Origin of the sequence: Candidatus Symbiopectobacterium sp. NZEC127 (assembly GCF_025962675.1) — a bacterium.
Classification (GTDB): Bacteria; Pseudomonadota; Gammaproteobacteria; order Enterobacterales; family Enterobacteriaceae; genus Symbiopectobacterium.
The window spans coordinates 91,348-117,964 of sequence record NZ_JAGFPG010000003.1 but is presented as its reverse complement, the minus strand read 5'-3'; the positions used below and the strand labels follow the sequence as shown (position 1 = coordinate 117,964).

Below are 26,617 nucleotides of genomic sequence, written 5' to 3'. Positions count from 1 at the left end.
CCACAGGGCATTCCTCTCCGGTCAAAGGCGGGAGAGGAATGCGCCTTTCAGTTGCATCCCGTTTTGCCTCGTTCTATCCTCAACGCCATGAACACGCCTCGCATTCCTATCGCTCTCCATCACGCTGTCATGCACTGTCTGCGTGAACGCCTGCAATTTGCTAATCAAGCCTTAGGCAGCCAGTACTCGGAGCCCAGCGTCAGCTATCAGCAGCGCGGTGCAACCGCCGGGACCGCCTGGCTACAGCAATGGGAAATCCGTCTGAACCCGGTGCTGTTGCTGGAAAACCAACAAGCGTTCATCGATGAGGTGGTTCCCCACGAACTGGCTCATCTGCTGGTGTATGCCCGCTTCGGCCGCGTTGCGCCCCATGGCAAAGAGTGGCGCTGGATGATGGAACAGATTCTGCAAACCCCGGCGAAACGCACCCACCGTTTCGCCACTGCCTCCGTGCAGGGCAAAACCTATCCTTATCGTTGCGCCTGCCAGCAGCACCAGTTGAGCGTGCGTCGCCACTATCGGGCCCAACGCGGCGATGCCACTTATCGCTGTCTGAAGTGCGGTACGCCGCTACAGCTCGACGCCGCGCCACAGACCTAAGCCGTTCCTCCTCACGGCGCGATAAAACGTACAGTATCCATTTGCGCGATACGTCGACGTTCGCTACTCTGCGCGTTTTACGCCAAGGGGTAAATTTGGAATATGCTTCGCAACATTCTTGTTATTTCCACACTGAGTGGTGCACTGTTTTCGGCGTTTGCCGCAGCGCAAACCATCAATAATTTCACTCAGGCCAAAGCCGTTGCCGTGCGTATTCATCAGGATGCACCCGGCTCCTTCTATTGCGGATGCCGTATCTCCTGGGAAGGCAAAAAAGGCACCCCCGATCTCGCCTCCTGCGGTTATACCGTGCGCAAAAACGCCGATCGCGCACAGCGCATTGAGTGGGAACACGTGGTGCCTGCCTGGCAGTTCGGCCATCAACGTCAATGCTGGCAAGACGGCGGCAGAAAAAACTGCACAGGCGATGAGGTGTATCGCGACATGGAAACCGATCTGCACAACCTGCAACCCAGCATTGGTGAGGTGAATGGCGATCGCGGCAACTTCATGTATGGTCAATGGAACGGCGGTGAAGGCCAGTACGGCCAATGCGCGATGAAGATTGATTTCAAAAACAAGCTGGCAGAACCGCCCGAGCGGGCACGCGGTGCCATCGCCCGGACCTATTTTTACATGCGCGATCGCTACCAACTGCAGCTTTCCAGCCAGCAAACCCAGCTGTTTACCGCATGGGACAAGCTCTACCCCGTGACTTCCTGGGAATGCACCCGTGACCAGCGCATTGCCGAGCAGCAGGGGAATCATAATCCTTACGTTCAGCAGGCTTGCCAGCGCTAGTTCCACTACCTACTATAGAGCGTTCAACCAACGCCGCTGATCACGACATGTACTGCGGCGATACCGTAAACATCGCCGCCGGACACGCGCTTGTGAATCACCAAAGGCCAAGATAGACCTATGCGAATACCGCGTATTTTTCACCCCGAGACCGTGCCGCTCACGGGGGGTGACATCGAATTGAGTGAGGATGCCGCCAACCATGTGGGCCGCGTGCTGCGCATGAATCCGGGCGACGCGTTGCAGCTTTTTGACGGCAGCAACCACGTTTTTGCAGCCGAGATCCTGTCGGTCAGTAAAAAGCAGCTTATCGTCCGCACGCAACCCGGCGTTGGGGAAGACAAAGAGTCACCGCTCCATCTGCACCTGGGTCAGGTGATGTCGCGCGGCGAGAAGATGGAGTTCACCGTGCAAAAATCCATTGAACTCGGGGTCAATGTCATCACACCGCTGTTTTCTGAGCGTTGCGGCGTGAAACTGGACGGTGAGCGATTGGAGAAAAAAATCGCGCAGTGGCAAAAAATCGCTATCGCCGCCTGTGAGCAGTGTGGCCGTAACCGTATTCCCGAAATCCGGCCCGCCATGACGCTTGAGGATTGGTGCGCCGAGCACGATGAAGCCCTGAAACTGAATTTACACCCGCGCGCGACGCACAGCATCAACACGCTGCCTGTACCGCTTGCGCGCGTTCGGTTACTCATTGGTCCCGAAGGGGGCCTGTCTGCCGATGAAATAGCCATGACGGCCCAGCACCATTTCACCGACATTCTGTTGGGGCCGCGCGTTTTACGTACTGAAACGACTGCACTTACCGCCATCACCGCCTTACAGGTGCGTTTCGGCGATGTGGGGTAAAGGAGAAAAACCATGATCAAGCTCGGCATCGTGATGGATCCCATCGATTCCATCAACATCAAGAAAGACACCAGCTTTGCCATGCTGCTGGAAGCGCAACGCCGCGGTTATGAGCTGCATTACATGGAGATGAACGACCTCTATCTTCATGCTGGTGAAGCCCGTGCCACCACGCGTCGCCTCAGCGTACAGTACGACTATGATGGCTGGTACGATTTCCACGGCGAGCAGGATATCGCCCTGCACGAACTGGATGCGGTCCTGATGCGTAAGGATCCGCCGTTCGATACCGAATTCATCTATGCCACCTATATCCTGGAGCGGGCGGAAGAAAAAGGCACGCTGATCGTCAACAAGCCGCAAAGCCTGCGTGACTGTAACGAGAAGCTCTTTACCGCCTGGTTCCCGCACCTGACGCCGGATACGCTGGTCACGCGCCGCGCCGACAAGCTGCGTCAGTTCCACCAGCAGCATGGTGATGTGATCCTCAAACCGCTGGATGGTATGGGCGGCGCGTCGATTTTCCGGCTGAAACAGGATGACGCTAACGTTTCGGTTATCATCGAAACCCTGACCGAACACGGCCAGCGCTACTGCATGGCGCAAAACTATCTGCCCGCCATCAAAGACGGTGACAAGCGTATTCTGGTGGTGGATGGCGAACCCGTGCCCTATTGCCTGGCGCGTATCCCGAAAAGCGGTGAAACGCGCGGTAATCTGGCTGCCGGTGGACGCGGTGAAGCGCGCCCGCTGACGGAAAGCGATTGGCAAATCGCGCGCGCGGTGGCACCGACGTTGAAACAGAAAGGGCTGATTTTTGTCGGTCTTGACGTCATCGGCGATCGACTGACAGAGATCAACGTGACCAGCCCTACCTGCGCGCGGGAAATCGAAGCGGCATTTCCTGACGTTTCCATTACCGGTATGCTGATGGATGCCATTGAGCGCCGCCTGGCAGATCGCCAGCGTTAAGGTGGTTGGTGTAAAGGTTCTTGGCATTAATGTGCTTTACGTTAATGTACTTCGCGTTAAGGTATCCTGCATTACGGTGCCCAGCATGAGGGATACCCACCGATACCCGCCCGTGGCAACACGGGCTTCCCCTTCCCCCTGACCAGAGCGAATAACCACGCACAATGAATTTACAGCATCATTTTCTTATCGCCATGCCAGCCGTTCAGGATCCGGTATTCAAACGCGCCCTGATCTATATTTTCGAGCACAATGAAGACGGTGCAATGGGGCTTATCGTCAACAAACCGATGGACCAATTTTCGGTAGAAGACATCCTGAGCAAGCTGCGTATCGAGCCGACGCCTCGCGATCCCGACATTCGTCTGGATAAGCCGGTGTTCTCCGGTGGTCCGCTGGCGGACGATCGCGGTTTTATTCTGCACACGCCGCAGTCGGGTTTTGGTTCCAGCATCAGTATTTCCAGCGATGTCATGGTTACCACGTCAAAAGATGTGCTGGAGACGCTGGGCACACCGACACAGCCACGGGAAACGATGGTGGCCTTGGGGTATTCCGGCTGGGAACAGGGACAATTGGAAACAGAACTGCTGGAGAACGTGTGGCTCACCGCCCCCGCAGAAGCCGATATCCTGTTCCATACCCCGATCGCAGAGCGCTGGCGCATGGCGGCGAAAAGGATTGGTATCGATATCCACAATATCGTGGCCGATGCGGGGCATGCCTGATGACCAACCGAACCCTGATGGCCTTCGATTTTGGCACCAAAAGCATCGGCGTTGCCATCGGCCAGGAAGTCACCGGCACTGCGCGACCGCTTACGGCGTTCAAGGCGCAGGACGGCGTGCCTGACTGGAACCAGGTAGAGAAAATACTCAACGAGTGGCAGCCTGATTTACTGGTGGTGGGGTTGCCGCTGAACATGGATGGCACCGAGCAGGAGCTGACCGCAAGAGCGCGCAAGTTCGCCAACCGTTTACACGGGCGTTTCGGCAAACCGGTGGAACTACAGGATGAACGTCTGAGCACCGTAGAAGCACGGGCTGACCTGTTTGAACGCGGTGGGTTTCGCGCATTGAATAAAGGCCAGGTGGATGCCACCTCGGCCGTCATTATTCTGGAAAGCTGGTTTAGTCGTCAAACGCCGGGGCAGTAAAGGGATACCCATCCTCTTTCACGTAGCGGGTAGGTCGGCCACGCGAAGTCGTTAGGGTATATGGCAATACCTCTCAGCGGCGTTGGTGCAAACCGTCGCTATTCGTCCGGGAACTCAGCGATGAAATGTTCCACGTCGTTCACCATGGATTCGGTGCCGACAAAGAACGGGCAGCGCTGGTGCAATTTTTCCGGCGTAATATCGAGAATACGGCGTGCGCCATCGCTGGCTTTACCGCCTGCTTGTTCCGCCAGGAATGCCATCGGGTTGCATTCGTACAGCAAACGCAATTTTCCTTTCGGATAGCTTGCGGTGCTCGGGTACAAGTAGATGCCGCCTTTCAGCAGGTTACGGTGAAAATCCGCCACCAGTGAGCCGATATAGCGCGAGGTGTAAGGACGCTGCGTGGCCTCATCCTGCTCCTGACAGTACTTGATGTACTTCTTCACGCCCTGCGGGAATTTGATGTAGTTCCCTTCGTTAATCGAGTACATGTTCCCTTTTTCCGGGAAATGCACGCGTTCGTGCGACAGGCAGAAAACGCCCAGGGAAGGATCGTAAGTAAAGGCATGCACGCCGTGACCGGTGGTGTACACCAGCATGGTCGAGGAGCCGTATACGATATAACCCGCCGCCACCTGCTTGTTACCCGGTTGCAGGAAATCCGCTTCCGTGACCGGCGTACCCAACGGGGTAATACGACGGTAAATGGAGAAAATGGTGCCAACAGATACGTTAACATCAATGTTGGAAGAACCATCCAGCGGGTCCATTAACACCACATATTTGGCGTTTAGACCGCGGTCGCCTTCAAAAACGACGATCTCATCTTCTTCTTCGGAGGCAATCCCCGCTACTTCACCACGCGCTTTCAGTGCCGCTTTCAGTTTTTCATTGGCATACAGATCCAGCTTCATCTGCACTTCGCCCTGAACGTTCGACACGCCGCTGGTTCCCAGGATATCAACCAGTCCAGCCTTGTTGATATCACGGTGAATAATTTTGGCGCCCAGTTTGAGTGCGGACAACAGCGCGGTCAGTTCACCGGTTGCGTGAGAGAAATCGTGCTGTTTTTCGACGATAAATTCGCCTAACGTTTTCATAACACTATTCCAGAATCTACGAATGAAAAGCGGTTTCAGTTTTCACCGCTCATGTTTGCGCATGCAGTGTAGCCCAAACAGAAAGCCGCACCTAGTCAAATCCATTTCTTATGCGTAATCCAGGCGCTAGAATACGCGAAGACTTTCAGGAACTGATGGAAAATGTATGCGTATTCATATTTTGGGCATCTGTGGCACCTTTATGGGCGGTTTGGCACTGCTCGCTCGTTCATTGGGACATGAGGTTACCGGTTCGGATGCCAACGTCTATCCTCCGATGAGCACGTTGCTGGAAGAACAAGGCATCAGCCTCATTCAGGGCTATGACCCGGCGCAGTTAGACCCCGCGCCGGACCTGGTGATCATTGGCAACGCCATGAGTCGCGGCAACCCTTGCGTCGAGGCGGTGCTGGAAAAAAACATTCCCTACGTCTCCGGACCGCAGTGGCTGCATGACGCGGTGCTGCGTGAACGCTGGGTGATTGCCGTTGCGGGCACACACGGTAAAACCACCACCGCCGGGATGGTAACCTGGATTCTGGAAGCCTGCGGCTACCAACCCGGATTCGTCATCGGCGGTGTTCCCGGCAACTTTACCGTTTCTGCCCGCTTGGGTGGCGGCACCTTTATGGTAGTGGAAGCCGACGAATATGACTGTGCGTTCTTCGACAAACGTTCAAAATTCGTGCACTATGCGCCGCGCACGCTGATCCTGAACAACCTCGAATTCGATCATGCGGATATTTTTGACGATCTGAAAGCCATCCAGAAACAGTTCCACCATCTGGTTCGTCTGGTGCCGGGAACCGGTAAAATCATATTGCCAGACAATGATTTACACCTTAAACAGGTGATGGGTATGGGCTGTTGGAGCGAGCAGGAGTTGGTGGGTGACGACGGTGTCTGGAAAGCGAAAAAAGTCACGACCGATGCCAGCGAATTTCAGGTTTATCTGAACGATGAGTGGGTCGGCGAAGTACGTTGGAAGCTGGTGGGCGAGCACAACATGCACAACGCCCTGATGGCCATCGCGGCGGCGCGCCATGTCGGCGTGCCCGCAGAAGAAGCCTGCCGTGCGCTGGGCGGATTTATCAACGCCCGTCGCCGCCTTGAACTGCGCGGCACCGTCAACAACATTAGCGTCTACGACGATTTTGCACACCACCCAACGGCGATCCTTGCCACGTTGGCCGCATTACGCAGCAAAGTGGGCGGAACGGCACGCATTTTGGCCGTGCTGGAGCCACGCTCTAACACCATGAAAATGGGCGTTATCAAGAATGAGCTAGCCCCGTCATTAGGCCGTGCTGATGAGGTGTTCCTGTTCCAGCCGCAGCACATTCCGTGGCAGGTGGTTGAAGTGGCTGATGCCTGTGTGCAGCCGGCGCACTGGAGCGCGGATATCGACACGCTGGTGGATATGATCGCCAAAACCGCTCAACCGGGTGACCATATTCTGGTGATGAGTAATGGCGGGTTCGGCAATATTCACAACACGCTGCTGGCGGCGTTGGAGAAGAAAGCGGCATCCGCGCAGGATGAAAGCACCGAGCTGTAACACACAACGGAAAAACAAAAAAGGACGGTTTCCCGTCCTTTTTTCGTTGATGCGTTTAGTGTGGTTTACACATTACGCATCAAACGGATCGCGCAGGATCATGGTTTCGCTACGATCAGGACCGGTGGAGATAATATCAACCGGCACGCCGGTGACTTCTTCCACGCGCTTGATGTAGTCCAGCGCAGCCTGCGGCAGTTTGCTGTGGTCCTGCACACCGAAGGTGCTTTCCGTCCAGCCCGGCAGGGTTTCATAGATAGGCTCGATGCCTTCCCAACCTTCAGCCGCCAGCGGCGTCACATCCACTTCATCACCGTTCGGCATACGATAGCCGACGCAGATCTTCACTTCTTTCAGTCCATCCAGCACGTCCAGTTTGGTCATGCAAAAACCGGACAGGGAGTTGATCTGTACGGCACGGCGCACGGCAACCGCATCCAGCCAACCGGTACGGCGACGACGGCCGGTGGTTGCACCAAACTCATTGCCTTTCTGCGACAGATGTTCACCAACATCATCAAACAGTTCGGTAGGGAACGGACCAGCACCCACGCGGGTAGAGTAGGCTTTAACGATACCCAGCACATAGTCTACGTAACGCGGACCCAGACCAGAACCGGTGGCAACGCCGCCCGCCGTGGTGTTAGAGGAGGTTACGTACGGATAGGTACCGTGGTCGATATCCAGCAGCGTGCCTTGCGCGCCTTCGAACATCACCAGATCGCCGCGCTGATGCGCTTTGAACAGCAGATCGGAGACATCTACCACCATGGCAGTGAGAATGTCGGCAATCGCCAGCACGTCATCCAGCACTTTCTGATAGTCCACCGCTTCCACTTTGTAATAGTTAACCAGTTGGAAGTTGTGGTACTCGACGATCTCTTTCAGTTTGACGGCAAACGTCTGCTTATCGAACAGATCGCCCACGCGCAAACCACGACGCGCCACTTTATCTTCATACGCAGGGCCGATACCACGACCGGTAGTACCGATAGCTTTCGCGCCACGCGCTTTTTCGCGCGCGTTATCCAACGCGACGTGATAAGGCAGAATCAGCGGACAAGCTTCAGAAAGCAGCAGACGTTCGCGTACCGGAACACCGCGCGCTTCCAATGCGGTCATCTCTTTCATCAGCGCATCAGGTGCCAGCACAACACCGTTACCGATGATGCTAACCACGTTTTCACGCAGGATGCCAGAGGGGATTAAGTGGAGGACGGTTTTCTCACCGTTGATAACCAGAGTGTGACCAGCATTGTGACCACCCTGGTAGCGCACAACATACTTAGCCCGTTCAGTCAGCAGGTCAACGACCTTGCCTTTACCTTCGTCACCCCATTGGGTGCCCAGTACGACGACGTTCTTACCCATTTCAAGAATCACCAGGTTGCTTAAAAATGGATTCTATCATCTCACTTGGTTGCTTTCAGTACTTTTAGCATACGTTTGCGCACATTTTTTGAGGCAATTTAGCTTCCCGCGCGATGACGCAACATGTAGTAGATCACAATGCCAGCAACCACTAATCCGCCGCCAAAACGGCGTAAAATTGTATCTGGCTGCTGCGCCATCGCCAGGATCATACGACGCCAAATCCGTGGAAACAGCAGCGGCCCCAGCCCTTCCACAATCAAGACCAGGCCCAGCGCCAGCCAAATAGTGATACTCATACCCACTCCGATGAAAAATTTTGCCATTAAAAAAGCCCGTATAACCATACGGGCTTTTGGTGAAAAACGGTAACGCTAATCAGCGTGCAAGCGAGGTCGTGGGTGAACGCATATAGCGGAAGAAGTCGCTATCCGGGCTGAGCACCATCACGTCCTGATTGTCGTTGAAGCTGGCTTCATAGGCACGCAGGCTACGGATAAAGGCATAGAAGTTCGGATCTTCGCTAAACGCGTTGGCAAACAGCTTGGCCGCTTCCGCATCCCCTTCACCGCGCATGATCAGCGCTTCACGTTCCGCTTCGGCCAGAGTGCGGGTCACCAGATAATCTGCCGCCGCTTTCAGTTTCTCAGCCTGTTCCTGACCTTGAGAACGGTGACGACGGGCAACCGCTTCACGTTCTGCACGCATACGGGCGAAGATCGCATCCGACACTTCCGTCGGCAGGTTGATCTGCTTGATACGCACATCGATCACTTCGATACCGAGAGCCGCCATACTGTTCGGGTTGATGTGCGGTTGCGCACCCTTGGTCTCTTGCTCCACGCGCGCAGCAGCAGAGGCAATGGCGCTATCCGCTTCCGTGGTTTCACCGGTACCGGTATTCAGCGCATCACGCACGTCCAACATCAGTCGACCACGAGAATCGGTAACAATACCACGCACGTCTAAACGGCCGATTTCAGAGCGCAAGCGGTCGCTGAACTTACGTTTGAGCAGCACTTCAGCCTGAGAAATGTCACCGCCGCCTGTCGCCAGGTAGTAGCGGCTGAAATCACTGATGCGCCATTTGATGTAAGAATCCACGATCAGGTCTTTCTGCTCCGAAGTAATGAAGCGATCGGCCTGATTTTCCATGGTTTGGATACGCGCATCCAACGTCTTCACGGTATCAATAAACGGGACTTTGAACTGCAAGCCCGGCGAGTAAATAACGGGTTTGTTCTCGCCATCGCGCAATACTTTGCCAAAGCGCATCACGATCCCACGCTGGCCTTCCTGCACCACAAACACTGAGGCATAGAGCACCATCAGCACTAGGGCGAGGATAAAAACGATAGACTTACGCATTATTATTCTCTCCCAAAATCACGCTGCGCGTTTGCACGACGCTGGTCCATGACAGTTCCACCCGTGCTGGTACGGGTTTGTCCGGTGGTTGCTCCGTTGTTATTCGGTGCAGACGGCAGACGCATCGGCGCAGCCGTGGTGTTACTGGTCGCGTTACCGCTGGCATTGCCAGTCTGACCGCGCATCAGTTGATCCAACGGCAGCACCATCAGGCTGTTGCCTTTGTCATTAACCAACACTTTCCGGGTATGTCCCAGTACGCGCTCCATGCTTTCGATATAGAGACGTTCGCGGGTAATTTCTGGCGCGGCTTTGTATTCCGGCAGAATCTTGGCAAAACGCGCCACTTCACCCTGAGCTTCAAGCGTGATACGAGCGCGATAAGCGCGCGCCTCTTCCAGCACACGCTGTGCCTGGCCGTTGGCACGCGGCTGCACTTCGTTGGCATAGGCTTCTGCTTCACGGATGTATTGCTGTTCGTTCTCGCGAGCAGCAATCGCGTCATCAAACGCAGCTTTCACTTCCTCCGGCGGACGCGCCGCCTGGAAGTTAACGTCCAACAGGGTTAACCCCATGTTGTACGGACGAATGGTCTCTTCCAATACGCGTTGCGTGTCAGTACGCACGATGGAGCGCCCCTCAGTGAGGATTTTGTCCATGGTGTATTTACCGATAACGCCGCGCAGGGCGCTGTCCGTCGCCTGACGCAGACTGTCGTCAGCATTGGTAACACTAAACAGATAGCGCTCCGGCTCAGTGACACGATACTGAACGTTCATCTCCACGCGCACCACGTTTTCATCCGACGTCAACATCACGCCCGATGTGGCCAATTCACGCACAGACTCCACGTTTACCGCACGAACCGAGTCGATAAATGTCGGTTTCCAGTTCAGACCCGGCCCTACCAGGTGGCTGAACTTGCCAAAGCGTGTTACTACGCCGCGCTCGGCTTCTCGGATGGTGTAAAAGCCGCTCGCGGCCCAAATCACCACTGCCGCCACCGCGACAATACCCACGACACGGCCGCCCAGGCCGCTGCCAGAGGTGCCGCCGCCGTTACCTGAATTCCTGCTTCCGCCCAGTTCGCCCAGCTTTTTGCTCAGCTTGCGGAAGATATCATCCAGATCGGGAGGACCTTGATCCCGGCCGCCTTTATTATTGTTTCCGCCAGAGTTGCCGCCTTGATTATTGCTGCTCCCCCACGGGTCGCGGTCCTGTCCGTTATTACCGGGCTGATTCCACGCCATGTTTTAGCTCCATTCTTTTATGATTGGTGTTCTTCAGGTTCAATATCCCAGAGTCCGCAGAACGATGCCGATATCGACCAACAAGTCAGTCTCAAACCACATAATCCGCGAGTTCTTGCTCTTGTTTGCAAAGACGACGCCAGTCCACCATCGGCATACGCACGATAAGACCCACGCGACCGTCTTCCTCAATCCATTCTTTTTCTATTGCCTGAAGCTGGTAAAAACGACTACGAAGGCGTCCTGCCTGCGGAGGAAGGCTCAGAGAATAATGTGCGATGTCCCCTGATAGCCGCTCCGTCAATGCCTGAAATAACAACGAAATTCCGTCACCCGTCTGGGCAGAAAGCCATACCCTGACCGGCACATTCTCTTCGTTGCGATCGATACGCGGAACGAAACCGTCCAACATGTCGATTTTGTTCATCACGAGCAGCACAGGAATCTCATCAGCCTCGATTTCCGCCAGCACGTCATTTACCGCCACGATATTCTCGTTAATACGAGGATCGGCAGCATCCACTAAGTGCAACAGCAACGACGCCTGACGCGTTTCCTGTAATGTCGCTTTAAACGCCGCCACCAAATCGTGCGGCAAGTGACGAATAAATCCCACGGTGTCGGCCAACACCGTATCCCCGACATCCACAACATTAATCCGTCGCAGCGTAGGATCCAGTGTGGCAAACAGCTGATCGGCAGCATAAACGCCTGCCGCTGTCATTTCGTTAAACAGGGTGGATTTTCCGGCGTTGGTGTAGCCCACCAGTGCAACCGTGGGCACATCCGCGCGCGTTCTGGCGCGACGCCCTTGTTCACGCTGCTTCTCCACGCGCTCAAGGCGAGAGAGGATTTGGCTGATACGGTTACGCAACAAGCGCCGGTCAGTTTCGAGCTGGGTTTCACCCGGCCCACGCAGGCCAATCCCCCCTTTCTGACGCTCAAGGTGCGTCCATCCCCTTACCAAACGCGTGGCAAGGTGACGCAACTGCGCCAGTTCAACCTGCAATTTCCCCTCGTGAGTACGCGCACGCTGGGCAAAAATATCCAGAATCAATCCGGTTCTGTCGATAACACGGCATTCGCACAAACGCTCAAGGTTACGCTCCTGAGCAGGCGTCAGCGCATGATTGAACAGCACAACAAAGGCATCGGTGGCTTTCACCGCCTGCGCAATTTCTTCCGCCTTGCCTTCACCCACAAAATATTTGGAGTGCGGTGCCTTGCGGCTACCGGTGATCACTTGCAATGACTCGATACCGGCGGAGGAAACCAGAGATTCAAACTCCAGCAAATCGTCCGTATCTCTGTCTTGCGAAAAATAAATATGAACCAATACGGCCCGTTCACCGGCTTCATAACGGTCAAACAAACGTGCGACCTCTCAAACAAACGAAAAACACCCTGGTGGAAAGCGTTAGCGATGTGTACAAGCTCCCCACCGGGGTGAAAGCGCAATACGCGTTATTCCGCGTCATCACTTTCCTGCGCCGACGACTGCTGATTTGCAGACGAACCACCATGGTAGTTGCTGGTGCCAGGGTTATTGCTGTGATGAGAAACCGGACGAGACGGCACCACGGTGGAGATAGCGTGCTTATACACCATCTGGCTAACCGTGTTTTTCAACAAGATAACGAACTGATCGAAAGACTCGATCTGGCCCTGCAACTTGATACCATTCACCAAATAAATAGAAACCGGAACACGTTCGCGACGCAGCGCGTTCAGGAACGGGTCTTGCAAAGATTGCCCCTTAGCCATTCTATATTTTCCTTATTTGCTTGTTGTTTGTAACAAAGAACCCCAAGGCTCTAAAATAATGATGTAAAAAAGTTGTGCGCTGAGACTCGCCAATTGTACACAATCGGCCACCCTATGCACTAACTATGCGCGCATAATAAACCCGCACATCAAGGTGCCTGTACCACCGCCATCACACGTTCAAACGCATCCTGCGGTTTTTCACTGTCCAACCAATGAACGCCGTCCCAACCGCGCAACCAGGTCATTTGACGTTTCGCCAACTGACGTGTCGCACAGATACCCCGGAACACCATCTCATCGTAATCAAACTCGCCGGATAAATATGACCACATCTGGCGATAACCAACACAACGAACAGACGGCAAATCCTGATGTAAATCGCCCCGGGCAAAGAGCAAACGGACTTCCGCCTCAAATCCTGCCGCCAGCATCTGCTGAAAACGCAGCGCGATACGCGCGTGCAACAACTCGCGCGTCACCGGTGCGATGGCAAACTGATGCACACGGTAAGGCAACGCCTCACCCGCTGTTTTTGTCAGCTCGGTTAAAGTGTTACCTGAAACGAAAAAAACTTCCAGTGCCCGACACAGTCTCTGCGGATCATTTGGATGAATCCGAGCCGCTGCAACGGGATCAATCTCACACAATTGGCGGTGCAGTGCTTCCCACCCTTGCTCACGCGCCTGCGCTTCGATGCGCTCACGCACGGCCATGTCGGCTGACGGCAGCGGTGACAATCCCTCCAGCAGCGCCTTAAAGTACAACATGGTTCCCCCCACCAGCAGGGGAATGCGCCCGGCAGCGGTAATCTCCGCCATCTCCCGTAACGCATCGCGGCGGAAATCCGCAGCGGAATACGCCTGCGTCGGATCGAGAATATCAATCAGACGGTGTGGAGCCTGAGCCAACTCTTCGGCGCTGGGTTTGGCGCTGCCAATATCCATACCTTTATAGATAAGGGCAGAGTCCACACTAATCAACTCAACGGGCAACGATTGTCGCAACGCCATCGCCAGCGCGGTTTTTCCTGACGCGGTCGGCCCCATGATAAAAATCGCCGGGGGAAGGGCCGCGTTCACTAATTCAGTCATACTTTCAAAGCCTTAATGGCATCTTCCACGCTAACCCGCTGCAACAGCGATGCGGGCGGCTGTTTTGGCAGTTCCGGACAAAGGCGCTCTATTTCTGTTAACAGTTGTATCGCCTGCGCCTGGCTCCAACGTTCGTGGTCGCTGTGCAGTTGCTCCGACAACCAGGTCGCCAGTTGCTCAGGCGTGCACGCAGGTTGCAACGCAAGATAGCCTAACAGTTCAGAGATCAAGTTTTGTAAATTTTGTTGGCGCAATGGTAAAGGTACAGCGCGCAGTAGCGCTCTCTGGGATTCCAACGCGATATCGATACCAAACTGCGCCAATAGTGCCTGATGATGAAGCAGCGCTTCGCGTTCATTTTTTTCCACCGTCAAGCGTTGTGGAATCAGCAGCGGTTGCGGACGTAATCCTTGTTCCGGCGGCAACAGTTGCGTGCGCTTAAGGTAACGTTCGGCGTACGTCAATGACACCACCGCCAACCCGTGCTGATACTCCACCAGCGCGAAACTGGGCGCAAACACGGTTAGCAGACGGCCGAAGCCTTGAGTCACGCTGACCGGATCCATATCCGGCACAGTCGCTGGCACGGCCGTATCGCCAGTTTCTTGAACGGTTTCCGCTACGGACGCCGGTTTCAATAAAGTCTGGTAAAGCTCACCCTGTTTTTTCTGGTAAGGGGCACCAGTGAGGGGCATAGGCCCTCGCCCTTGCGTTTGAGAACCGCGCGACGGATAGGCCGGGACACTCTCCTTCATCTGGCGCACCGGAATGTCTGCGGTTTTCGCTGGCGCATGCTCCACCGTGCGTGCGGGCTGCGCAAATTGGTTTTCCCCTGCGGCGATGCGATTCTCCGGCTGCCATGCGATGGTCCCGGTTGCGGCGTCAGAGGCCACGGCCGCCAACGGCAGCTCAGACGCCTGCTGTAATACGCTCACCACCGCCTGATAGATAAAATCATGCACCAGGCGCGACTGATGGAAACGCACTTCGTGCTTGGCCGGATGCACGTTGACGTCAACCTGGTGCGGGTCCACTTCAAGAAACAGCAGGTAGGCGGGCTGCTGCTCACCGTGCAAACTGTCTTGATAAGCCTGACGGATAGCGTGATTGATCAACCGATCGCGCATCATGCGCTGATTGACATAGCAATACTGCATGTCGGTCAGTTGTTTTGCACCCTCGGGCTCAACCACCCAGCCGTGGATGGACAAATCACCGTGCTGCCAGGAAATCCGCAGCGCGTGCTGCAAAAACAGCGGCCCGCAAATGCTGCCAACGCGGCGCTCATGCTGCGAGGCGTCCGGCGCGGCACGGTATTGGCGGATCGTTTTACCATTATGGTTAAGGGTGATCGCCACATCGAAGCGCGCCAGCGCAATGCGTCGCACCACTTCATCAATATGCGCGAATTCTGTCTTTTCTGTGCGCATGAATTTGCGCCGCGCGGGGGTGTTGTAGAACAGATCGAGCACTTCCAGCGTGGTGCCCACCGGATGCGCTGCCGGTTTTACCGTCACCGCCATATCTCGGCCTTCCGCGTAGGCCTGCCAGGCTTCGTTCTGCTCCGCCGTACGAGACGTCAACGTTAAGCGTGAAACGGAACTGATACTCGCCAGCGCCTCACCGCGAAAACCTAAGCTGATAATGGCTTCGAGATCGTCCAACGTGGCAATTTTGCTGGTTGCATGACGCGCCAGCGCCAAGGCCAGATCGTCTTTGCCGATTCCCGTGCCGTTATCACGAATCCGAATGCGTTTTGCCCCGCCGCGATCGATATCGATATCAATTCGGGTCGCCCCAGCATCGAGACTGTTCTCCACCAGTTCCTTCACCACGGAAGCGGGGCGTTCCACCACTTCTCCGGCGGCAATCTGGTTAGCCAGTTGGGGAGGCAGAACCTGAATCGGCATGCGAGTTCCTCTGTTATGGACGCACCAGCGTCGCGAACGGCATCAGGCTGACGGGATGATCAGCGTCTGCCCAAGTTGTACCGTGCCGGACGTCATGTCATTGGCACGTTGGATCTCCTTCATACTTACACCATATCGCATGGCGATGGCACTCAGGCTATCTCCTTTTACCACTTTATGCTTGACCGGAACGGCGGTGCGCGTCACTGCGGCCGGTGCCGTCGATGTGCGAGCCCCCGCCGGAATACGCAGTTTCTGCCCCACCCATACGCCGTCTTTTTTCAGATTATTCTCACTGCGCAACGCCGCCATGCTGACGCCATAACGCGCGGCAATCCCTGAAAGTGACTCACCGCGCGCCACGGTATGGCGCGTGGCCTCGGTTCTACCGGATGCTGATGTGCTGCTGGATGCCGACGTGGTGGGCGTCGCGGCCTTACGGTTGACCGGCTGTACGACCGGTCGATTTTCCTGCTTTGGGACGGATTGTACTGGATGCGACTGGAAATAGCTGCGCAACCCCCGGTAGATCGCCGTGGCGATTTTATCCTGATAATCGCTGCTTCCCAGCAGGCGCTCTTCAGTCAGGTTGCTGATAAAGCCGGTTTCCACCAGCAACGAGGGAATATCCGGCGATCGCAGCACGCCCAGGCTGGCGTGTTCCGGGCGGCGTTTGTGCAACGACCCGACGCGCTGCATTTCCTGCAACACTTTGACCGCCACGTCATAACCGACGCGCTGAGAGTGACCGAACTGCAAATCCAGCACCGCCTGGCTCAGGTAAGGATCTGCACTGTTGTTTGCCAGCAGATCGCCTGCCCCACCGAGCAGTTCCGACTGTTTCTCGTGCTGTTCCAGCCAGTTAGCCATTTCGCTATTCGCGCGCCGATTGGAGAGCACCCATACAGAAGCACCGGAGGCCCCACGGTTTGGTGCCGCATCCGCGTGAATGGAGACCAGCAGGTTGGCACCTTGCTTACGCGCCACGTCGGAGCGCCCCATGACAGAGATAAAGTAATCGCCGTCACGTGTCATTACCCCTTTAAAATTAGGATCGCTATTGAGCAAGGTATGCAATTTGCGCCCAATCGCCAGCGTCACGTTTTTCTCGCGCAAACCAGAAGGCCCAATGGCACCGGGGTCCTGCCCACCGTGCCCGGCATCAATGGCGACGACCACCGGTTCGCTGGCACCGCTGGAACGTGGCGTTGCTGCACGCGCGGAGGCATTGCTGTTCACCACCACGGTAGGTTTGTTATTAAACGGATTGCCACCCGATTCAACCGGGGTCGTGTTACGGGTTTCACGCGTTGCGGGAGTCGACGATGGCGCTTTTGCCACCTTCGCTTTCTGTTGCCCGGCAACGGTAAACACCACGTTAAACCCCGCGCCAGCTTTCTGTGTCGACGCGCGCGTTTTGGCCGGTTGGGTCAAATCCAGCACAAGTCGCAGGCTCTGTGCATCTTTCGCCTGACTGGTACGAATACGTTTGATAATGTTTTGCCCGCTGAACTCGAGCGGTAACCCTTGAACCACACCGGTCTGGCGGATGTCGATCACCACCCGATCCGGGTTGTTGAGCGGGAAAAAGGCATAGATCGGTTGTCCGCTGAAATTCAGGCTGACCGTCGCCTGATTATCGCCGTTTTCCACCTTGATATCAGAGAGGTTGGCAGCCCAACCCGTACTGGCCAGCAGCAGCCCAGCCCACATCACCAGAGCGAGCACGCGTTTCATCATGGCGTTTCACTCTCCGGCAGAGAAGAGATCTGCGTCAGGATACGTTCACCCAGCGCCGATATGGCGATCAACTGCGCGTGCCGCCCTTGCGCTTCATAGTTCAGATGCACTTCGAGATCGGCGCCAGGAAGAATGCCTTCGCCCTGCTGCGGCCATTCAATCAGGCAGATGGCATCCTGCGTCACGTAGTCGCGGATCCCCATAAACTCCAGCTCTTCAGGATCGGCCAGACGGTAAAGGTCGAAATGATACACCGCCAACGGTGACAGCGCGTAAGGCTCCACCAGCGTATAGGTGGGGCTTTTCACGTTGCCCTGATGGCCGCGCGCCTGAAGGAAGCCGCGACTGAACGTGGTTTTACCCGCGCCCAGATCGCCAAAAAGATAAATGCTGCACGCGCTGTCGCAGGCGTGCGCCAACGATGCCCCTAATGCGATGGTAGCTGCCTCATCCGGCAGCGGAAAATCTACTTTTTTCATTCTGTCTTTTCTAAGGGTATCCACTCAGGATTAACATAGCGGGACAATACTGGCATCAAATCAGTTGCCAACATCCCTCGCGTGCCGCGCTGCTCGGCCAGCGCATCGGCCGCTGCGCCGTGCACCACACATCCGGCGCAAGCCGCTGCATAGCGTGACAATTTTTGTCCAAGCAATGCGCCAATAATACCAGACAACACGTCGCCCATGCCGCCGCTCGCCATGCCCGGATTACCGACATCAACCAGCGCCAGCGCATCAGACTCATCGGCAATCACAGTACCCGCCCCTTTTAGCACGACCGTGCCGCCATAGCGTTGTACCAGTCTCTGGGCAGCAAGTAAGCGATCGCTTTCAATCTCCGCCACTCGGCAATTCAGCAGGCGGGCTGCTTCCCCCGGATGTGGGGTTAAAATACGATTTTGACGTTTAAAAGGGCTCATTGCCAGCAGGTTTAGCGCATCCGCGTCCCATAGCATGGGTTTGTTACAATTTTCCACGGCGCGCAGTGCACTTTTCGCCCAGCCATCTTGCCCCAGTCCCGGACCAATCACCACCACGTCAGCCCAGTCAAGCCCTTCACGCAGGCTGGCATCACTCAGTGCTTGCACCATCAGTTCAGGGCGCGCCATCAGCAGCGCCGCCGCGTATTGCATGTGAGTGAGTACTCGCACCAACCCCGCCCCGCTGCGCAATGCGGCTTCTCCCGCCATCGCAATAGCGCCTCCCATTCCGGCATTGCCCCCCACCAGCAGCACTCGGCCATGATCGCCTTTGTGTGCCAGCGGCGAACGGGGCGTCAGCCAGCCCGGTAAATGTTCACGGGATAAACGCCGCATCGGCGCGGAATGCTGCTGTAACCAACTGGACAGGTCCAAATCCGCATAACGTAGCGTGCCGACACAAGCGCGTGCCCTGCCCGTCAGCAACCCCGGTTTTAGCGCAATAAAGGTGACTGTGCAGGCAGCGACGATCGTCTCTCCGGCACAGGCACCGGTTTGCGCATTCAATCCAGAAGGGATATCCAGCGCCAGCACCGGCGCACCGTGGGCATTAGCGCGTGCGATCAGCGCATCATAAGGAGCACGCGGCGCGGAGGATAACCCAGTCCCGAGCAGGCCGTCGATAATCAAATCGATTCCGTCAGGCCAGGGGGCGTCGGGCGTCAATGCCATATCGCCCTCCTTCTGCCATGTCGCGTAAGCACACTGTGCTTCCTCTGGCAGAGGGCGTGCCGCCCTGCACGCGACCACGGTGGTTTCAATCCCAGCAGCGCGCGCAAGCGTGGCTACCACATAGCCATCGCCGCCGTTGTTGCCATGCCCACACAACACCAGCCAGCGGCGCGCATTCGGGTAACGGTGACGGGCGTATTGGTAAGCGGCCTCTCCGGCACGTTGCATCAACGCATAAAGCGTGGTTCCCGTTTGCCGCGCGGCGTCAGGTTCTTCACGACGCAGCCAGTCGGGTGGATAAACGCAGTCTGGTAGCCTTCGCTGATGCGCAGGTATGGTATGCGGCATGAGTTCCTCCCGGGCAACATAAGCGCTTGTCGCAAAAACGGATAACGCATGGTTATCTTTATGTCTCAACTTAGCAAGGTCTGAAACCGGCTGCCAGAAACCGATAGGATAAATGTCGCATGGCACCGGTGCTTTCAGCGCACAGACGTCCGTCAGACGATGTGATAAAATAAGACCGTTTATCTCTTCGATACGGTTCCTCATGACTTATCCCTACGACCTTAACCAACTCGCCCAGCACATCAAACAGTGGGGACGTGAATTGGGCTTTCAGCAGGTAGGGATCTGCGATACCGACCTTTCCCACGAAGAGCCACGGCTTCAGGCGTGGCTGGATAAGCAGTACCACGGTGAAATGGCGTGGATGGCGCGCCACGGTATGCTGCGTGCGCGCCCTCATGAGCTGTTGCCCGGCACGCTGCGCGTTATCAGCGTGCGCATGAACTATCTGCCCGCCAAAGCGGCCTTCGCCAAAACCCTGAACAACCCGACGCTCGGTTACGTTAGCCGTTACGCGCTGGGGCGTGATTACCACAAACTGTTGCGCCAGCGGCTGAAAAAGTTGGGTGAGCGGATACAGGAACATTGCGGCAGCCTGCAATTTCGCCCCTTCGTCGATTCTGCACCGATTATGGAACGCCCGTTGGCGGCCAAGGCTGGGCTGGGTTGGGTGGGTAAACACTCACTGATCCTCAATCGCGAAGCGGGCTCCTGGTTTTTCCTCGGGGAACTGCTTATCGATCTGCCATTGCCGGTCGATCAACCGCTGGAAGAACAGTGCGGACGCTGCGTTGCCTGCATGACAACCTGCCCGACCGGGGCCATCGTCGCGCCTTACACCGTAGATGCCCGACGCTGCATCTCCTACCTGACCATTGAGCTGGAAGGCGTTATCCCCGAAGCATTTCGCCCGCTGATGGGCAACCGTATCTACGGTTGTGATGATTGCCAACTGATTTGCCCCTGGAACCGTTTTTCCCAGCTTACCGATGAAGATGATTTTAGCCCGCGCGCCGCGCTGCATACGCCTGCGTTACTGGATCTGTTTGGGTGGGATGAGGCAAAATTTCTGCGCATCACGGAAGGTTCAGCCATCCGCCGCATCGGCCACGAGCGCTGGTTGCGCAATATCGCCGTGGCGCTGGGGAATGCCCCCTATGAGGAAAATGTTGTGCTAGCCTTACAAGCGCGACTCGGGCAGAGCGCGCTGATCGATGAGCATATTCACTGGGCGATTGAGCAGCAATTGGCACGCCGTGCCGCTCAATCTATCGACGTGCAGTTGCCGCAGAAAAAACGGCTTATTCGTGCTATTGAAAAAGGACTACCGCGCGATGCCTGAGGTGTTTCCAGCCGGTCATATCATCCTGGCCCGCCCTGTGCATAAATATAAAACTCCTTGCCAATCAATCCATGAAGAAAGTGCAAGTGATCGCCTTAACATTTTGATAAGTTATTTTTATCAATAAATATCAATAAGATATAAATATACTTTTGACAATCTTGCCACAGATCATTTTATGCAAGCAAAGCGCAGCCTGTGGATAAGTCTGTTAAGAAAATTATGAGATTTTATATTACATGAAACGCAAAAGAGAGGAGTAAACACTTTGACGCCCGAAAATACGCTGCACAAAAAATAGCCTACTACGCGAGCGGGACGCAATTGTGGACTGGTTAGTCTCGGAGCACAAGCGATTTATCTTTCATCTGCGATTAAACGCCTAAAATATAATCACAGAAACGATCTTGCGCCACACCAACGATCGGATCATCGTCGATGCGCCAAGGCACGCACCAGACGATCGCCGATCGATTGTACGCCTTGTACCAAAATCACCAATACCACCACCGTACCCACCATTACCTGATCGTTAAAACGCTGATAGCCGTAGCGGATCGCCAGATCGCCCAACCCGCCGCCGCCGATCACGCCCGCCATGGAAGAGAATCCGATCAACAACACCACCGTTAAGGTCACGCCTGCCAGGAGGGTTGGCAGCGCTTCTGGCAGCAACACTTTGCCGATCACGTGCCAGAGCGATCCGCCCATTGACTGGATCGCCTCGATACGCCCACGCTCAACCTCATCCAGCGCATTTTCCACTACACGGGCAAAAAAGGGAAAAGCCCCGATGGTGATCGGTACGATCGCCGCCGTACTCCCAAGCGTGGTGCCCACGATCAGACGGGTCAACGGGATCAGCGCAATCAACAACACCACAAACGGTAACGATCGGCCAACGTTGATCACCGCGCCCAGCCCCCGGTTTAGCCAGGGCAATGGCGCAACCCCGTCAGGTCGCGTGATAAACAGCACCACGCCCAACGGCAGGCCAATCAGCACGGTAAACAGCGCTGCCACACCCACCATGTACCCAGTCTCTAATGTGGCATCCCACATCAGCGCAATAAATTCATCCCAGCTCAGGCGACCCTGCATAAGGTACTCCCCTCGACGACGCCGTGACGGCGAAGAAATGCCTGTTCTGCCGCATAATCAGGCAGCAACGCTCTGCGTAGCTGTGAATCCGGCGTCGCGAGCAGCGTCGACAGCGCCCCGCTTTCCACGATCTGGCCTTGCTCCATCAGCGCAGCGTGATCGCAAATGGCTTTTACCACCGCCAGTTCGTGCGTGATCAACACGATCGTCACACCCAACTGACGGTTGATATCTGCCAGTAGCGCCAACACCGATGCTGTGGTTTCAGGATCGAGCGCGCTGGTCGCCTCGTCACACAGCAAATACCTCGGCTTTGCCGCCAACGCACGCGCAATACCGACACGCTGTTGCTGCCCACCGGATAACTGCGAGGGAAAGGCGCGCGCTTTGTCACTGAGCCCCACCCATTCCAGCAATGCGCTTACCCGCGTTTCACGCTCGTGGCGCGCCACCCCGGCTATCTCAAGCGGAACGGCGACGTTGTCATGCACATTACGCGCATGCAGCAGGTTGAAGTGCTGAAAAATCATGCTGGTGCGCAGCCGGTGCTGGCGCAACGCCCGTGAAGAGAGTGACGTAATGTCTTCGCCATCCACCACAATCCGGCCCGATGAGGGCCGTTCTAGCAGATTAAGACAGCGCAGCAGCGAGCTTTTGCCCGCACCGCTACGCCCCAAAATGCCATAAACAGAACCCTCGGGAATCGTCAGCGACACGTCATCCAATGCCGGACGATCGCACCCTGGATAACGTTTTCCCAATTGTTCGATGACGATCATGGCTGCTTGCTCGCCACCGGGATCACCGAGCCGTTATAGCGCTGCGTAATAAAATCTGCGATGGCTTTGGATTCCAGATCGGCCGCCAGCTTTTTAATGCGCGGATCGTTTTGCAGGGCGGGCGTCGTCACCAATATGTTGGCATACGGGTTATGCTCTGCCCGTTCTAATCCCAACGCATCCTTGGCCGGAACCAGCCCCGCTTCCAGCGCATAGTTGCCGTTGATCACCGCCAGATCGACATCGTCCAGCGAGCGCGGGATCTGCGCCGCTTCCACTTCCTTGATCTTCAACTTCTTCGGATTTTCCGCGATATCTTTCGGTGTTGCCTGATCCTTGGCGGGATCGCTGTAGCCCGGTTTCAGTTTCACCAGCCCCTGGCTTTGTAATAAATAGAGCGCGCGGCTGAGGTTGGTGACATTGTTCGGTACGGCTACCGTGCCGCCTTCTGGCACGTCGCTAAAGCTTTTGTGCTTACGTGAGTAAACGCCCAACGGCTCCACGTGCACGGTAGCGGCAACCACAAACTGTTTCCCTAACGCTTTTTCCTGATCGCGCAGATAGGGCACGTGTTGGAAATAGTTGGCATCCACATCGCCATGCGCCAGCAGTTCGTTGGCGTTTACGCCGCTGGTCAGCTCGATCACTTTCAGTGAGTTTTGGGGATCAATTTTCTGCACCTGCGCCAGGATCTCACTGTGGGGCACCGGATCGGCAGCCACGCGCAGCGCCTGCGACGCGGAGGCAGAGAAGGTCACGCTAACGGCCAATGCAACACTGCTGACAAAAAATGCGACACGCTTATTCATACAGGCTTCCTTTTATCGCTTCGTTTTAAGTATTGGGGTATAGAAAAGCGTCAGTGAGCGGCGAGTTCCGCTTTCGCTACCACATCGGCGTAATAACGCTGTGCAACATCAGGGTGCGAACGCAGCCGCCCTTTCAGGTAGTTCCAGCCCACATCACGCAACAACGGATTGTGTGGATCGCTGGTAGGCCCTTGCGCCAGACGCGCCACCTGTGGAGGCAGTTGATACACCGGTACCACCGCATCCAACTGTGCGCCGAGGAAGAACGCGATGGAGAGACGCTCCTGCCCGGCTGGCGGTGAGACCACACGGTGCACCGTGGCACGCAAATAGCCATTGGTCGCCAGTTCCAGCAGTTCGCCAATATTCACGACGAAAGAACCCGGCAGCGGCGGCGCATCAATCCAGCGATCGGGAGCCACCTCGACCTGTAAACCGGCCTGCTCATCCTGCAACAGGAAGCTCAGGAAGCCTGAATCCTTGTGTGCGCCCACACCTTGCTGGCTGCCCTGCGCTGATTGCCCCGGATAACGAATCAACTTGATGTGTTCGTTGGGCTTTTCACCGTACAGCGCATCAAAGGTGTGTGGCGCTAACGCCAGCGCCTCAGCAAAAGCACGCAGTAACTGCTGGGCCATAGCGGTCATCGCTTGTTGCCAGGTCAGCAGCGTGGTTTTCAGTGCAGGCTGCGCTTCCGGCCACAAATTGGGACCTTGTAACTGCCACCAGCGTGGATCCTGTGGGGTCAATTGCAGGGCGGCGCGCTCAGCGCCAATGTCAAACTGCTCGCGCCAGTCGGGCTGGTTACGTGTCAATTCTGCCCCGGCACGGTTGTAGCCGCGAAAATGGGGAGAATGGATCATGGCAACGTGCTGTTTTTCATCATCAGGCAAGGCAAAGAAAGCGCGTGCCTGCTGCTGCAACTGCTGCTGTAGCGTTTCGGGAATACCGTGGTGGGTGAGATAAAAGAAACCGACATCGCGGGCGGCTTCATTGAGCGAGGTTAAAAAAGCCCGCCGCTGCTCGGGGTTGCCGTGCAGGTGTGATAAATCAAGGAGAGGTAATCTGTTTATGGTACTCATTGCGTACTCCATTAATTATTCCATGCTCAACCGGAAAATAAATGCAGGAGCAGCAACAACAGCGATAGCCCGTCATGGTTCACCTCATCAGGAAGCGGAGTGATTGCAGAGCGTTCACCGGTACCAGCGCAACGCCCCTATCAGCACAAAGTAAAGAAACTGATGTTTTTCGACATCTGAGATTGCAGACAATCCCTTTTAGGCATGTCCGAGTTTCCCGGCGCATCGCAACGAGGGGCACTCCGGCGGCTTACGCCGCTACGACCCCATCGCCGCACTTCACCTAACAACGGACATTGTCATCAGTCTGAGATATTTTTCGACATCTGATGCTATTAATCCTGAATTGCAGCGACGGGTAAAATACAAAGAGTGGCAAAGTTAAGCAGCGCTTTAGCTTTGGGATAACACCCGCAGAAAAACAATGGTATATCCGTCTACACCGCTATCCTTTCACACATCCTTACGGCCAAAACAGAGTTTTATATCAGGAAAGTGCATATTCATGGGATTTTTATTTATTTAATTCCCCTTTAACGCAGAAAGTAAGATGCAGCTTTCAGGATTGAGGAGATAAACGATGGCTGCGCCAACGTCCGTACTCTCGCTTATTGGCAATACGCCGCTGCTGGAACTGACCCAATTCGATACCGGCCCGTGCCGCCTGTTCGTCAAGCTGGAAAATCAAAATCCAGGTGGATCCATCAAGGATCGCGTGGCGTTGGCAATGATCGAAGAGGCAGAACAGCAAGGCAGGTTGAAACCGGGTGCGACCATCATTGAGGCCACCGCGGGCAATACCGGTCTGGGGCTGGCACTGGTCGCCGCGCAAAAAGGGTATCGTCTGGTGCTGGTGGTGCCGGACAAAATGAGCCGCGAGAAGATTTTCCACCTGCGTGCACTCGGGGCCGAAGTGCTGTTAACCCGTTCCGATGTCGCCAAGGGACATCCCGACTACTATCAGGACTATGCACAGCGTCTGGCGCACAGCCAACCTGATGCGTACTACATCGATCAATTCAACAATCCGGCCAACCCGTTAGTTCACTATCGCAGTACCGGACCGGAACTGTGGCGACAAATGGATGAGCAGGTCGATGCCGTGGTGGTCGGCGTTGGGTCCGGCGGCACCCTGGGCGGGCTGGCACGCTATTTTGCAGACGTTTCTCCCGATACCGAATTTGTGCTGGCCGATCCACAAGGTTCGATCCTGACAGACTATGTGCAGCGTGGTGATTACGGCGAAGCAGGAAGCTGGCGCGTGGAAGGTATCGGTGAAGACTTCGTGCCGCCACTGGCGGATTTTCGGCAGGTCAGACACGCCTACGCCATCAGCGATGCAGACGCCTTTGCCAGCGCCCGCGATCTGCTGCGTTTGGAAGGTGTTCTGGCAGGCTCCTCCAGCGGCACCTTGCTGTCTGCCGCATTGCGCTACTGTCAGGCACAGTCTGAGCCGAAACGCGTGGCAACGCTGGTGTGCGACAGCGGCAACAAATACCTGTCGAAAATGTTTAACGACTATTGGCTGCTGGAGCAAGGGCTGATCCAACGCCCACACCTTGGCGATCTGCGCGATCTCATTACCTATCGCCACGACGATCGCGCAACCGTCGCTGTCACGCCCGACGATACGCTGGCAGTGGCTCACGCGCGTATGCGTCTGTACGACATTTCACAGTTGCCCGTGCTGGAGAACGAGTATCTGGTCGGCATTCTCGACGAGTGGGATCTGCTCAACAGCGTCAAACAGGACAGCCGCCCTTTCGCACGCCGCGTGCGCGATGCGATGTCGCGCCACGTGCAGACGCTGGCTTATACCGCGTCTCACGATGCCTTGTTAAGCACCTTCGATCGTGGCCACGTCGCGGTGATCGTGGATGGCGATCGCTTTCTCGGCCTGATCACCCGTACCGATGTGCTGAACCATTGGCGTCACACCCTGAACTGATATCTGCCCGTT

25 protein-coding genes are annotated in these 26,617 nt (G+C 55.9%); 9 read left to right on the top strand and 16 right to left on the bottom strand.

What is annotated here, in order from left to right; genetic code table 11:
* Positions 1-87 precede the first annotated feature (87 nt).
* The 6 genes from J5069_RS14040 (at position 88) to ruvX (ending at position 4,384) form a co-directional block, all read left to right on the top strand.
* Positions 88-600, top strand: coding sequence for a SprT family zinc-dependent metalloprotease (locus J5069_RS14040; RefSeq protein ID WP_264644766.1), 513 nt, complete (start codon positions 88-90; stop codon positions 598-600).
* A 102-nt stretch (positions 601-702) separates the two neighbouring features.
* The gene (gene endA / locus J5069_RS14035) at positions 703-1,401 is read left to right on the top strand and encodes a deoxyribonuclease I (RefSeq protein ID WP_264644468.1); all 699 of its coding nucleotides are present in this window, start codon (positions 703-705) and stop codon (positions 1,399-1,401) included.
* Between the two features lie 120 nt (positions 1,402-1,521).
* Positions 1,522-2,256 (top strand): 16S rRNA (uracil(1498)-N(3))-methyltransferase, encoded by a 735-nt coding sequence (gene rsmE / locus J5069_RS14030; protein WP_264644467.1) that lies wholly within the window; start codon positions 1,522-1,524, stop codon positions 2,254-2,256.
* Positions 2,257-2,268: 12 nt separating this feature from the next.
* Positions 2,269-3,228: a glutathione synthase gene (gshB, locus tag J5069_RS14025; protein WP_264644466.1), complete on the top strand. Its 960-nt coding sequence runs from the start codon at positions 2,269-2,271 to the stop codon at positions 3,226-3,228.
* Positions 3,229-3,392: 164 nt separating this feature from the next.
* Complete coding sequence (locus J5069_RS14020) at positions 3,393-3,956, top strand: YqgE/AlgH family protein (RefSeq protein ID WP_264644465.1); 564 nt, start codon at positions 3,393-3,395, stop codon at positions 3,954-3,956.
* Positions 3,956-4,384 carry a Holliday junction resolvase RuvX gene (ruvX, locus tag J5069_RS14015; RefSeq protein ID WP_264644464.1) on the top strand — a complete coding sequence of 143 codons (429 nt, stop codon included), beginning with the start codon at positions 3,956-3,958 and terminating at the stop codon, positions 4,382-4,384. The genes J5069_RS14020 and ruvX overlap by 1 nt, the downstream gene beginning before the upstream one ends.
* 98 nt (positions 4,385-4,482) lie before the next feature.
* Here ruvX and fbp read toward each other — a convergent pair whose 3' ends face one another.
* A complete protein-coding gene (fbp, locus tag J5069_RS14010; protein WP_264644463.1) occupies positions 4,483-5,487 on the bottom strand; it encodes a class 1 fructose-bisphosphatase in 1,005 nt (334 codons plus the stop codon).
* A 166-nt stretch (positions 5,488-5,653) separates the two neighbouring features.
* Between fbp and mpl the strand changes: the two genes are divergently transcribed.
* Positions 5,654-7,045 carry a UDP-N-acetylmuramate:L-alanyl-gamma-D-glutamyl-meso-diaminopimelate ligase gene (mpl, locus tag J5069_RS14005; RefSeq protein WP_264644462.1) on the top strand — a complete coding sequence of 464 codons (1,392 nt, stop codon included), beginning with the start codon at positions 5,654-5,656 and terminating at the stop codon, positions 7,043-7,045.
* Between the two features lie 72 nt (positions 7,046-7,117).
* On the opposite strand, the gene J5069_RS14000 is transcribed toward mpl, so the two are convergent.
* From J5069_RS14000 to nnr, 11 genes are all read right to left on the bottom strand, one after another.
* Positions 7,118-8,416 carry an adenylosuccinate synthase gene (locus tag J5069_RS14000; RefSeq protein ID WP_264644461.1) on the bottom strand — a complete coding sequence of 433 codons (1,299 nt, stop codon included), beginning with the start codon at positions 8,414-8,416 and terminating at the stop codon, positions 7,118-7,120.
* Between the two features lie 98 nt (positions 8,417-8,514).
* Positions 8,515-8,715, bottom strand: a complete 201-nt coding sequence (locus J5069_RS13995) for a DUF2065 domain-containing protein (protein WP_264623813.1) — start codon at positions 8,713-8,715, stop codon at positions 8,515-8,517.
* A 79-nt stretch (positions 8,716-8,794) separates the two neighbouring features.
* Positions 8,795-9,784: a protease modulator HflC gene (gene hflC, locus J5069_RS13990; protein WP_264644460.1), complete on the bottom strand. Its 990-nt coding sequence runs from the start codon at positions 9,782-9,784 to the stop codon at positions 8,795-8,797.
* A gap of 2 nt (positions 9,785-9,786) precedes the next feature.
* A complete protein-coding gene (hflK, locus tag J5069_RS13985; RefSeq protein ID WP_222159847.1) occupies positions 9,787-11,034 on the bottom strand; it encodes an FtsH protease activity modulator HflK in 1,248 nt (415 codons plus the stop codon).
* A 91-nt stretch (positions 11,035-11,125) separates the two neighbouring features.
* A complete protein-coding gene (gene hflX, locus J5069_RS13980) occupies positions 11,126-12,406 on the bottom strand; it encodes a ribosome rescue GTPase HflX (protein WP_264644459.1) in 1,281 nt (426 codons plus the stop codon).
* 92 nt (positions 12,407-12,498) lie between these two features.
* Positions 12,499-12,798 carry an RNA chaperone Hfq gene (gene hfq / locus J5069_RS13975; RefSeq protein WP_252321358.1) on the bottom strand — a complete coding sequence of 100 codons (300 nt, stop codon included), beginning with the start codon at positions 12,796-12,798 and terminating at the stop codon, positions 12,499-12,501.
* 149 nt (positions 12,799-12,947) lie between these two features.
* Positions 12,948-13,892: a tRNA (adenosine(37)-N6)-dimethylallyltransferase MiaA gene (gene miaA, locus J5069_RS13970; protein ID WP_264644458.1), complete on the bottom strand. Its 945-nt coding sequence runs from the start codon at positions 13,890-13,892 to the stop codon at positions 12,948-12,950.
* A complete protein-coding gene (gene mutL / locus J5069_RS13965) occupies positions 13,889-15,802 on the bottom strand; it encodes a DNA mismatch repair endonuclease MutL (protein WP_264644457.1) in 1,914 nt (637 codons plus the stop codon). The genes miaA and mutL overlap by 4 nt, the downstream gene beginning before the upstream one ends.
* A gap of 42 nt (positions 15,803-15,844) precedes the next feature.
* Positions 15,845-17,542 carry an N-acetylmuramoyl-L-alanine amidase AmiB gene (amiB, locus tag J5069_RS13960; RefSeq protein WP_264644456.1) on the bottom strand — a complete coding sequence of 566 codons (1,698 nt, stop codon included), beginning with the start codon at positions 17,540-17,542 and terminating at the stop codon, positions 15,845-15,847.
* On the bottom strand, positions 17,539-18,021 hold the full coding sequence (tsaE, locus tag J5069_RS13955; RefSeq protein WP_264644455.1) for a tRNA (adenosine(37)-N6)-threonylcarbamoyltransferase complex ATPase subunit type 1 TsaE: 483 nt from the start codon (positions 18,019-18,021) through the stop codon (positions 17,539-17,541). Before tsaE ends, amiB begins: the two co-directional genes overlap by 4 nt.
* Positions 18,018-19,544, bottom strand: a complete 1,527-nt coding sequence (gene nnr, locus J5069_RS13950; RefSeq protein WP_264644454.1) for a bifunctional ADP-dependent NAD(P)H-hydrate dehydratase/NAD(P)H-hydrate epimerase — start codon at positions 19,542-19,544, stop codon at positions 18,018-18,020. The genes tsaE and nnr overlap by 4 nt, the downstream gene beginning before the upstream one ends.
* A 202-nt stretch (positions 19,545-19,746) precedes the next feature.
* Here nnr and queG point away from each other — a divergent pair, with 202 nt between their 5' ends.
* Positions 19,747-20,886 (top strand): tRNA epoxyqueuosine(34) reductase QueG, encoded by a 1,140-nt coding sequence (queG, locus tag J5069_RS13945; RefSeq protein WP_264644453.1) that lies wholly within the window; start codon positions 19,747-19,749, stop codon positions 20,884-20,886.
* Between the two features lie 429 nt (positions 20,887-21,315).
* On the opposite strand, the gene J5069_RS13940 is transcribed toward queG, so the two are convergent.
* From J5069_RS13940 to J5069_RS13925, 4 genes are read right to left on the bottom strand one after another with little or no spacing between them, the layout of a single operon-like run.
* Entirely contained in the window at positions 21,316-21,987 is a 672-nt protein-coding gene (locus J5069_RS13940; protein ID WP_264644452.1) for a methionine ABC transporter permease, read from the bottom strand.
* Positions 21,972-22,766: a methionine ABC transporter ATP-binding protein gene (locus J5069_RS13935; protein ID WP_264644451.1), complete on the bottom strand. Its 795-nt coding sequence runs from the start codon at positions 22,764-22,766 to the stop codon at positions 21,972-21,974. The genes J5069_RS13940 and J5069_RS13935 overlap by 16 nt, the downstream gene beginning before the upstream one ends.
* Positions 22,763-23,575, bottom strand: coding sequence for a MetQ/NlpA family ABC transporter substrate-binding protein (locus J5069_RS13930; protein ID WP_264644450.1), 813 nt, complete (start codon positions 23,573-23,575; stop codon positions 22,763-22,765). The genes J5069_RS13935 and J5069_RS13930 overlap by 4 nt, the downstream gene beginning before the upstream one ends.
* Positions 23,576-23,625: 50 nt before the next feature.
* Positions 23,626-24,657, bottom strand: a complete 1,032-nt coding sequence (locus J5069_RS13925) for an isopenicillin N synthase family dioxygenase (protein ID WP_264644449.1) — start codon at positions 24,655-24,657, stop codon at positions 23,626-23,628.
* 580 nt (positions 24,658-25,237) lie between these two features.
* On the opposite strand from J5069_RS13925, the gene J5069_RS13920 reads away from it, so the two are divergent.
* The gene (locus J5069_RS13920; RefSeq protein WP_264644448.1) at positions 25,238-26,605 is read left to right on the top strand and encodes a cystathionine beta-synthase; all 1,368 of its coding nucleotides are present in this window, start codon (positions 25,238-25,240) and stop codon (positions 26,603-26,605) included.
* Positions 26,606-26,617 lie beyond the last annotated feature (12 nt).

Excerpts from the sequence above, each read along its gene's own strand:
- fbp (WP_264644463.1), bottom strand. The coding sequence starts at position 5,487 with ATGAAAACGTTAGGCGAATTTATCGTCGAAAAACAGCACGATTTCTCT.
- nnr (WP_264644454.1), bottom strand. The coding sequence starts at position 19,544 with ATGCCGCATACCATACCTGCGCATCAGCGAAGGCTACCAGACTGCGTT.
- mutL (WP_264644457.1), bottom strand. The coding sequence starts at position 15,802 with ATGCCGATTCAGGTTCTGCCTCCCCAACTGGCTAACCAGATTGCCGCC.
- hfq (WP_252321358.1), bottom strand. The coding sequence starts at position 12,798 with ATGGCTAAGGGGCAATCTTTGCAAGACCCGTTCCTGAACGCGCTGCGT.
- miaA (WP_264644458.1), bottom strand. The coding sequence starts at position 13,892 with ATGACTGAATTAGTGAACGCGGCCCTTCCCCCGGCGATTTTTATCATG.
- endA (WP_264644468.1), top strand. The coding sequence starts at position 703 with ATGCTTCGCAACATTCTTGTTATTTCCACACTGAGTGGTGCACTGTTT.
- amiB (WP_264644456.1), bottom strand. The coding sequence starts at position 17,542 with ATGATGAAACGCGTGCTCGCTCTGGTGATGTGGGCTGGGCTGCTGCTG.
- J5069_RS13930 (WP_264644450.1), bottom strand. The coding sequence starts at position 23,575 with ATGAATAAGCGTGTCGCATTTTTTGTCAGCAGTGTTGCATTGGCCGTT.
- tsaE (WP_264644455.1), bottom strand. The coding sequence starts at position 18,021 with ATGAAAAAAGTAGATTTTCCGCTGCCGGATGAGGCAGCTACCATCGCA.
- J5069_RS13940 (WP_264644452.1), bottom strand. The coding sequence starts at position 21,987 with ATGCAGGGTCGCCTGAGCTGGGATGAATTTATTGCGCTGATGTGGGAT.
- gshB (WP_264644466.1), top strand. The coding sequence starts at position 2,269 with ATGATCAAGCTCGGCATCGTGATGGATCCCATCGATTCCATCAACATC.
- queG (WP_264644453.1), top strand. The coding sequence starts at position 19,747 with ATGACTTATCCCTACGACCTTAACCAACTCGCCCAGCACATCAAACAG.
- J5069_RS13920 (WP_264644448.1), top strand. The coding sequence starts at position 25,238 with ATGGCTGCGCCAACGTCCGTACTCTCGCTTATTGGCAATACGCCGCTG.
- J5069_RS14040 (WP_264644766.1), top strand. The coding sequence starts at position 88 with ATGAACACGCCTCGCATTCCTATCGCTCTCCATCACGCTGTCATGCAC.
- hflK (WP_222159847.1), bottom strand. The coding sequence starts at position 11,034 with ATGGCGTGGAATCAGCCCGGTAATAACGGACAGGACCGCGACCCGTGG.
- mpl (WP_264644462.1), top strand. The coding sequence starts at position 5,654 with ATGCGTATTCATATTTTGGGCATCTGTGGCACCTTTATGGGCGGTTTG.
- ruvX (WP_264644464.1), top strand. The coding sequence starts at position 3,956 with ATGACCAACCGAACCCTGATGGCCTTCGATTTTGGCACCAAAAGCATC.
- J5069_RS14020 (WP_264644465.1), top strand. The coding sequence starts at position 3,393 with ATGAATTTACAGCATCATTTTCTTATCGCCATGCCAGCCGTTCAGGAT.
- hflC (WP_264644460.1), bottom strand. The coding sequence starts at position 9,784 with ATGCGTAAGTCTATCGTTTTTATCCTCGCCCTAGTGCTGATGGTGCTC.
- J5069_RS13925 (WP_264644449.1), bottom strand. The coding sequence starts at position 24,657 with ATGAGTACCATAAACAGATTACCTCTCCTTGATTTATCACACCTGCAC.
- J5069_RS13935 (WP_264644451.1), bottom strand. The coding sequence starts at position 22,766 with ATGATCGTCATCGAACAATTGGGAAAACGTTATCCAGGGTGCGATCGT.
- J5069_RS13995 (WP_264623813.1), bottom strand. The coding sequence starts at position 8,715 with ATGAGTATCACTATTTGGCTGGCGCTGGGCCTGGTCTTGATTGTGGAA.
- rsmE (WP_264644467.1), top strand. The coding sequence starts at position 1,522 with ATGCGAATACCGCGTATTTTTCACCCCGAGACCGTGCCGCTCACGGGG.
- J5069_RS14000 (WP_264644461.1), bottom strand. The coding sequence starts at position 8,416 with ATGGGTAAGAACGTCGTCGTACTGGGCACCCAATGGGGTGACGAAGGT.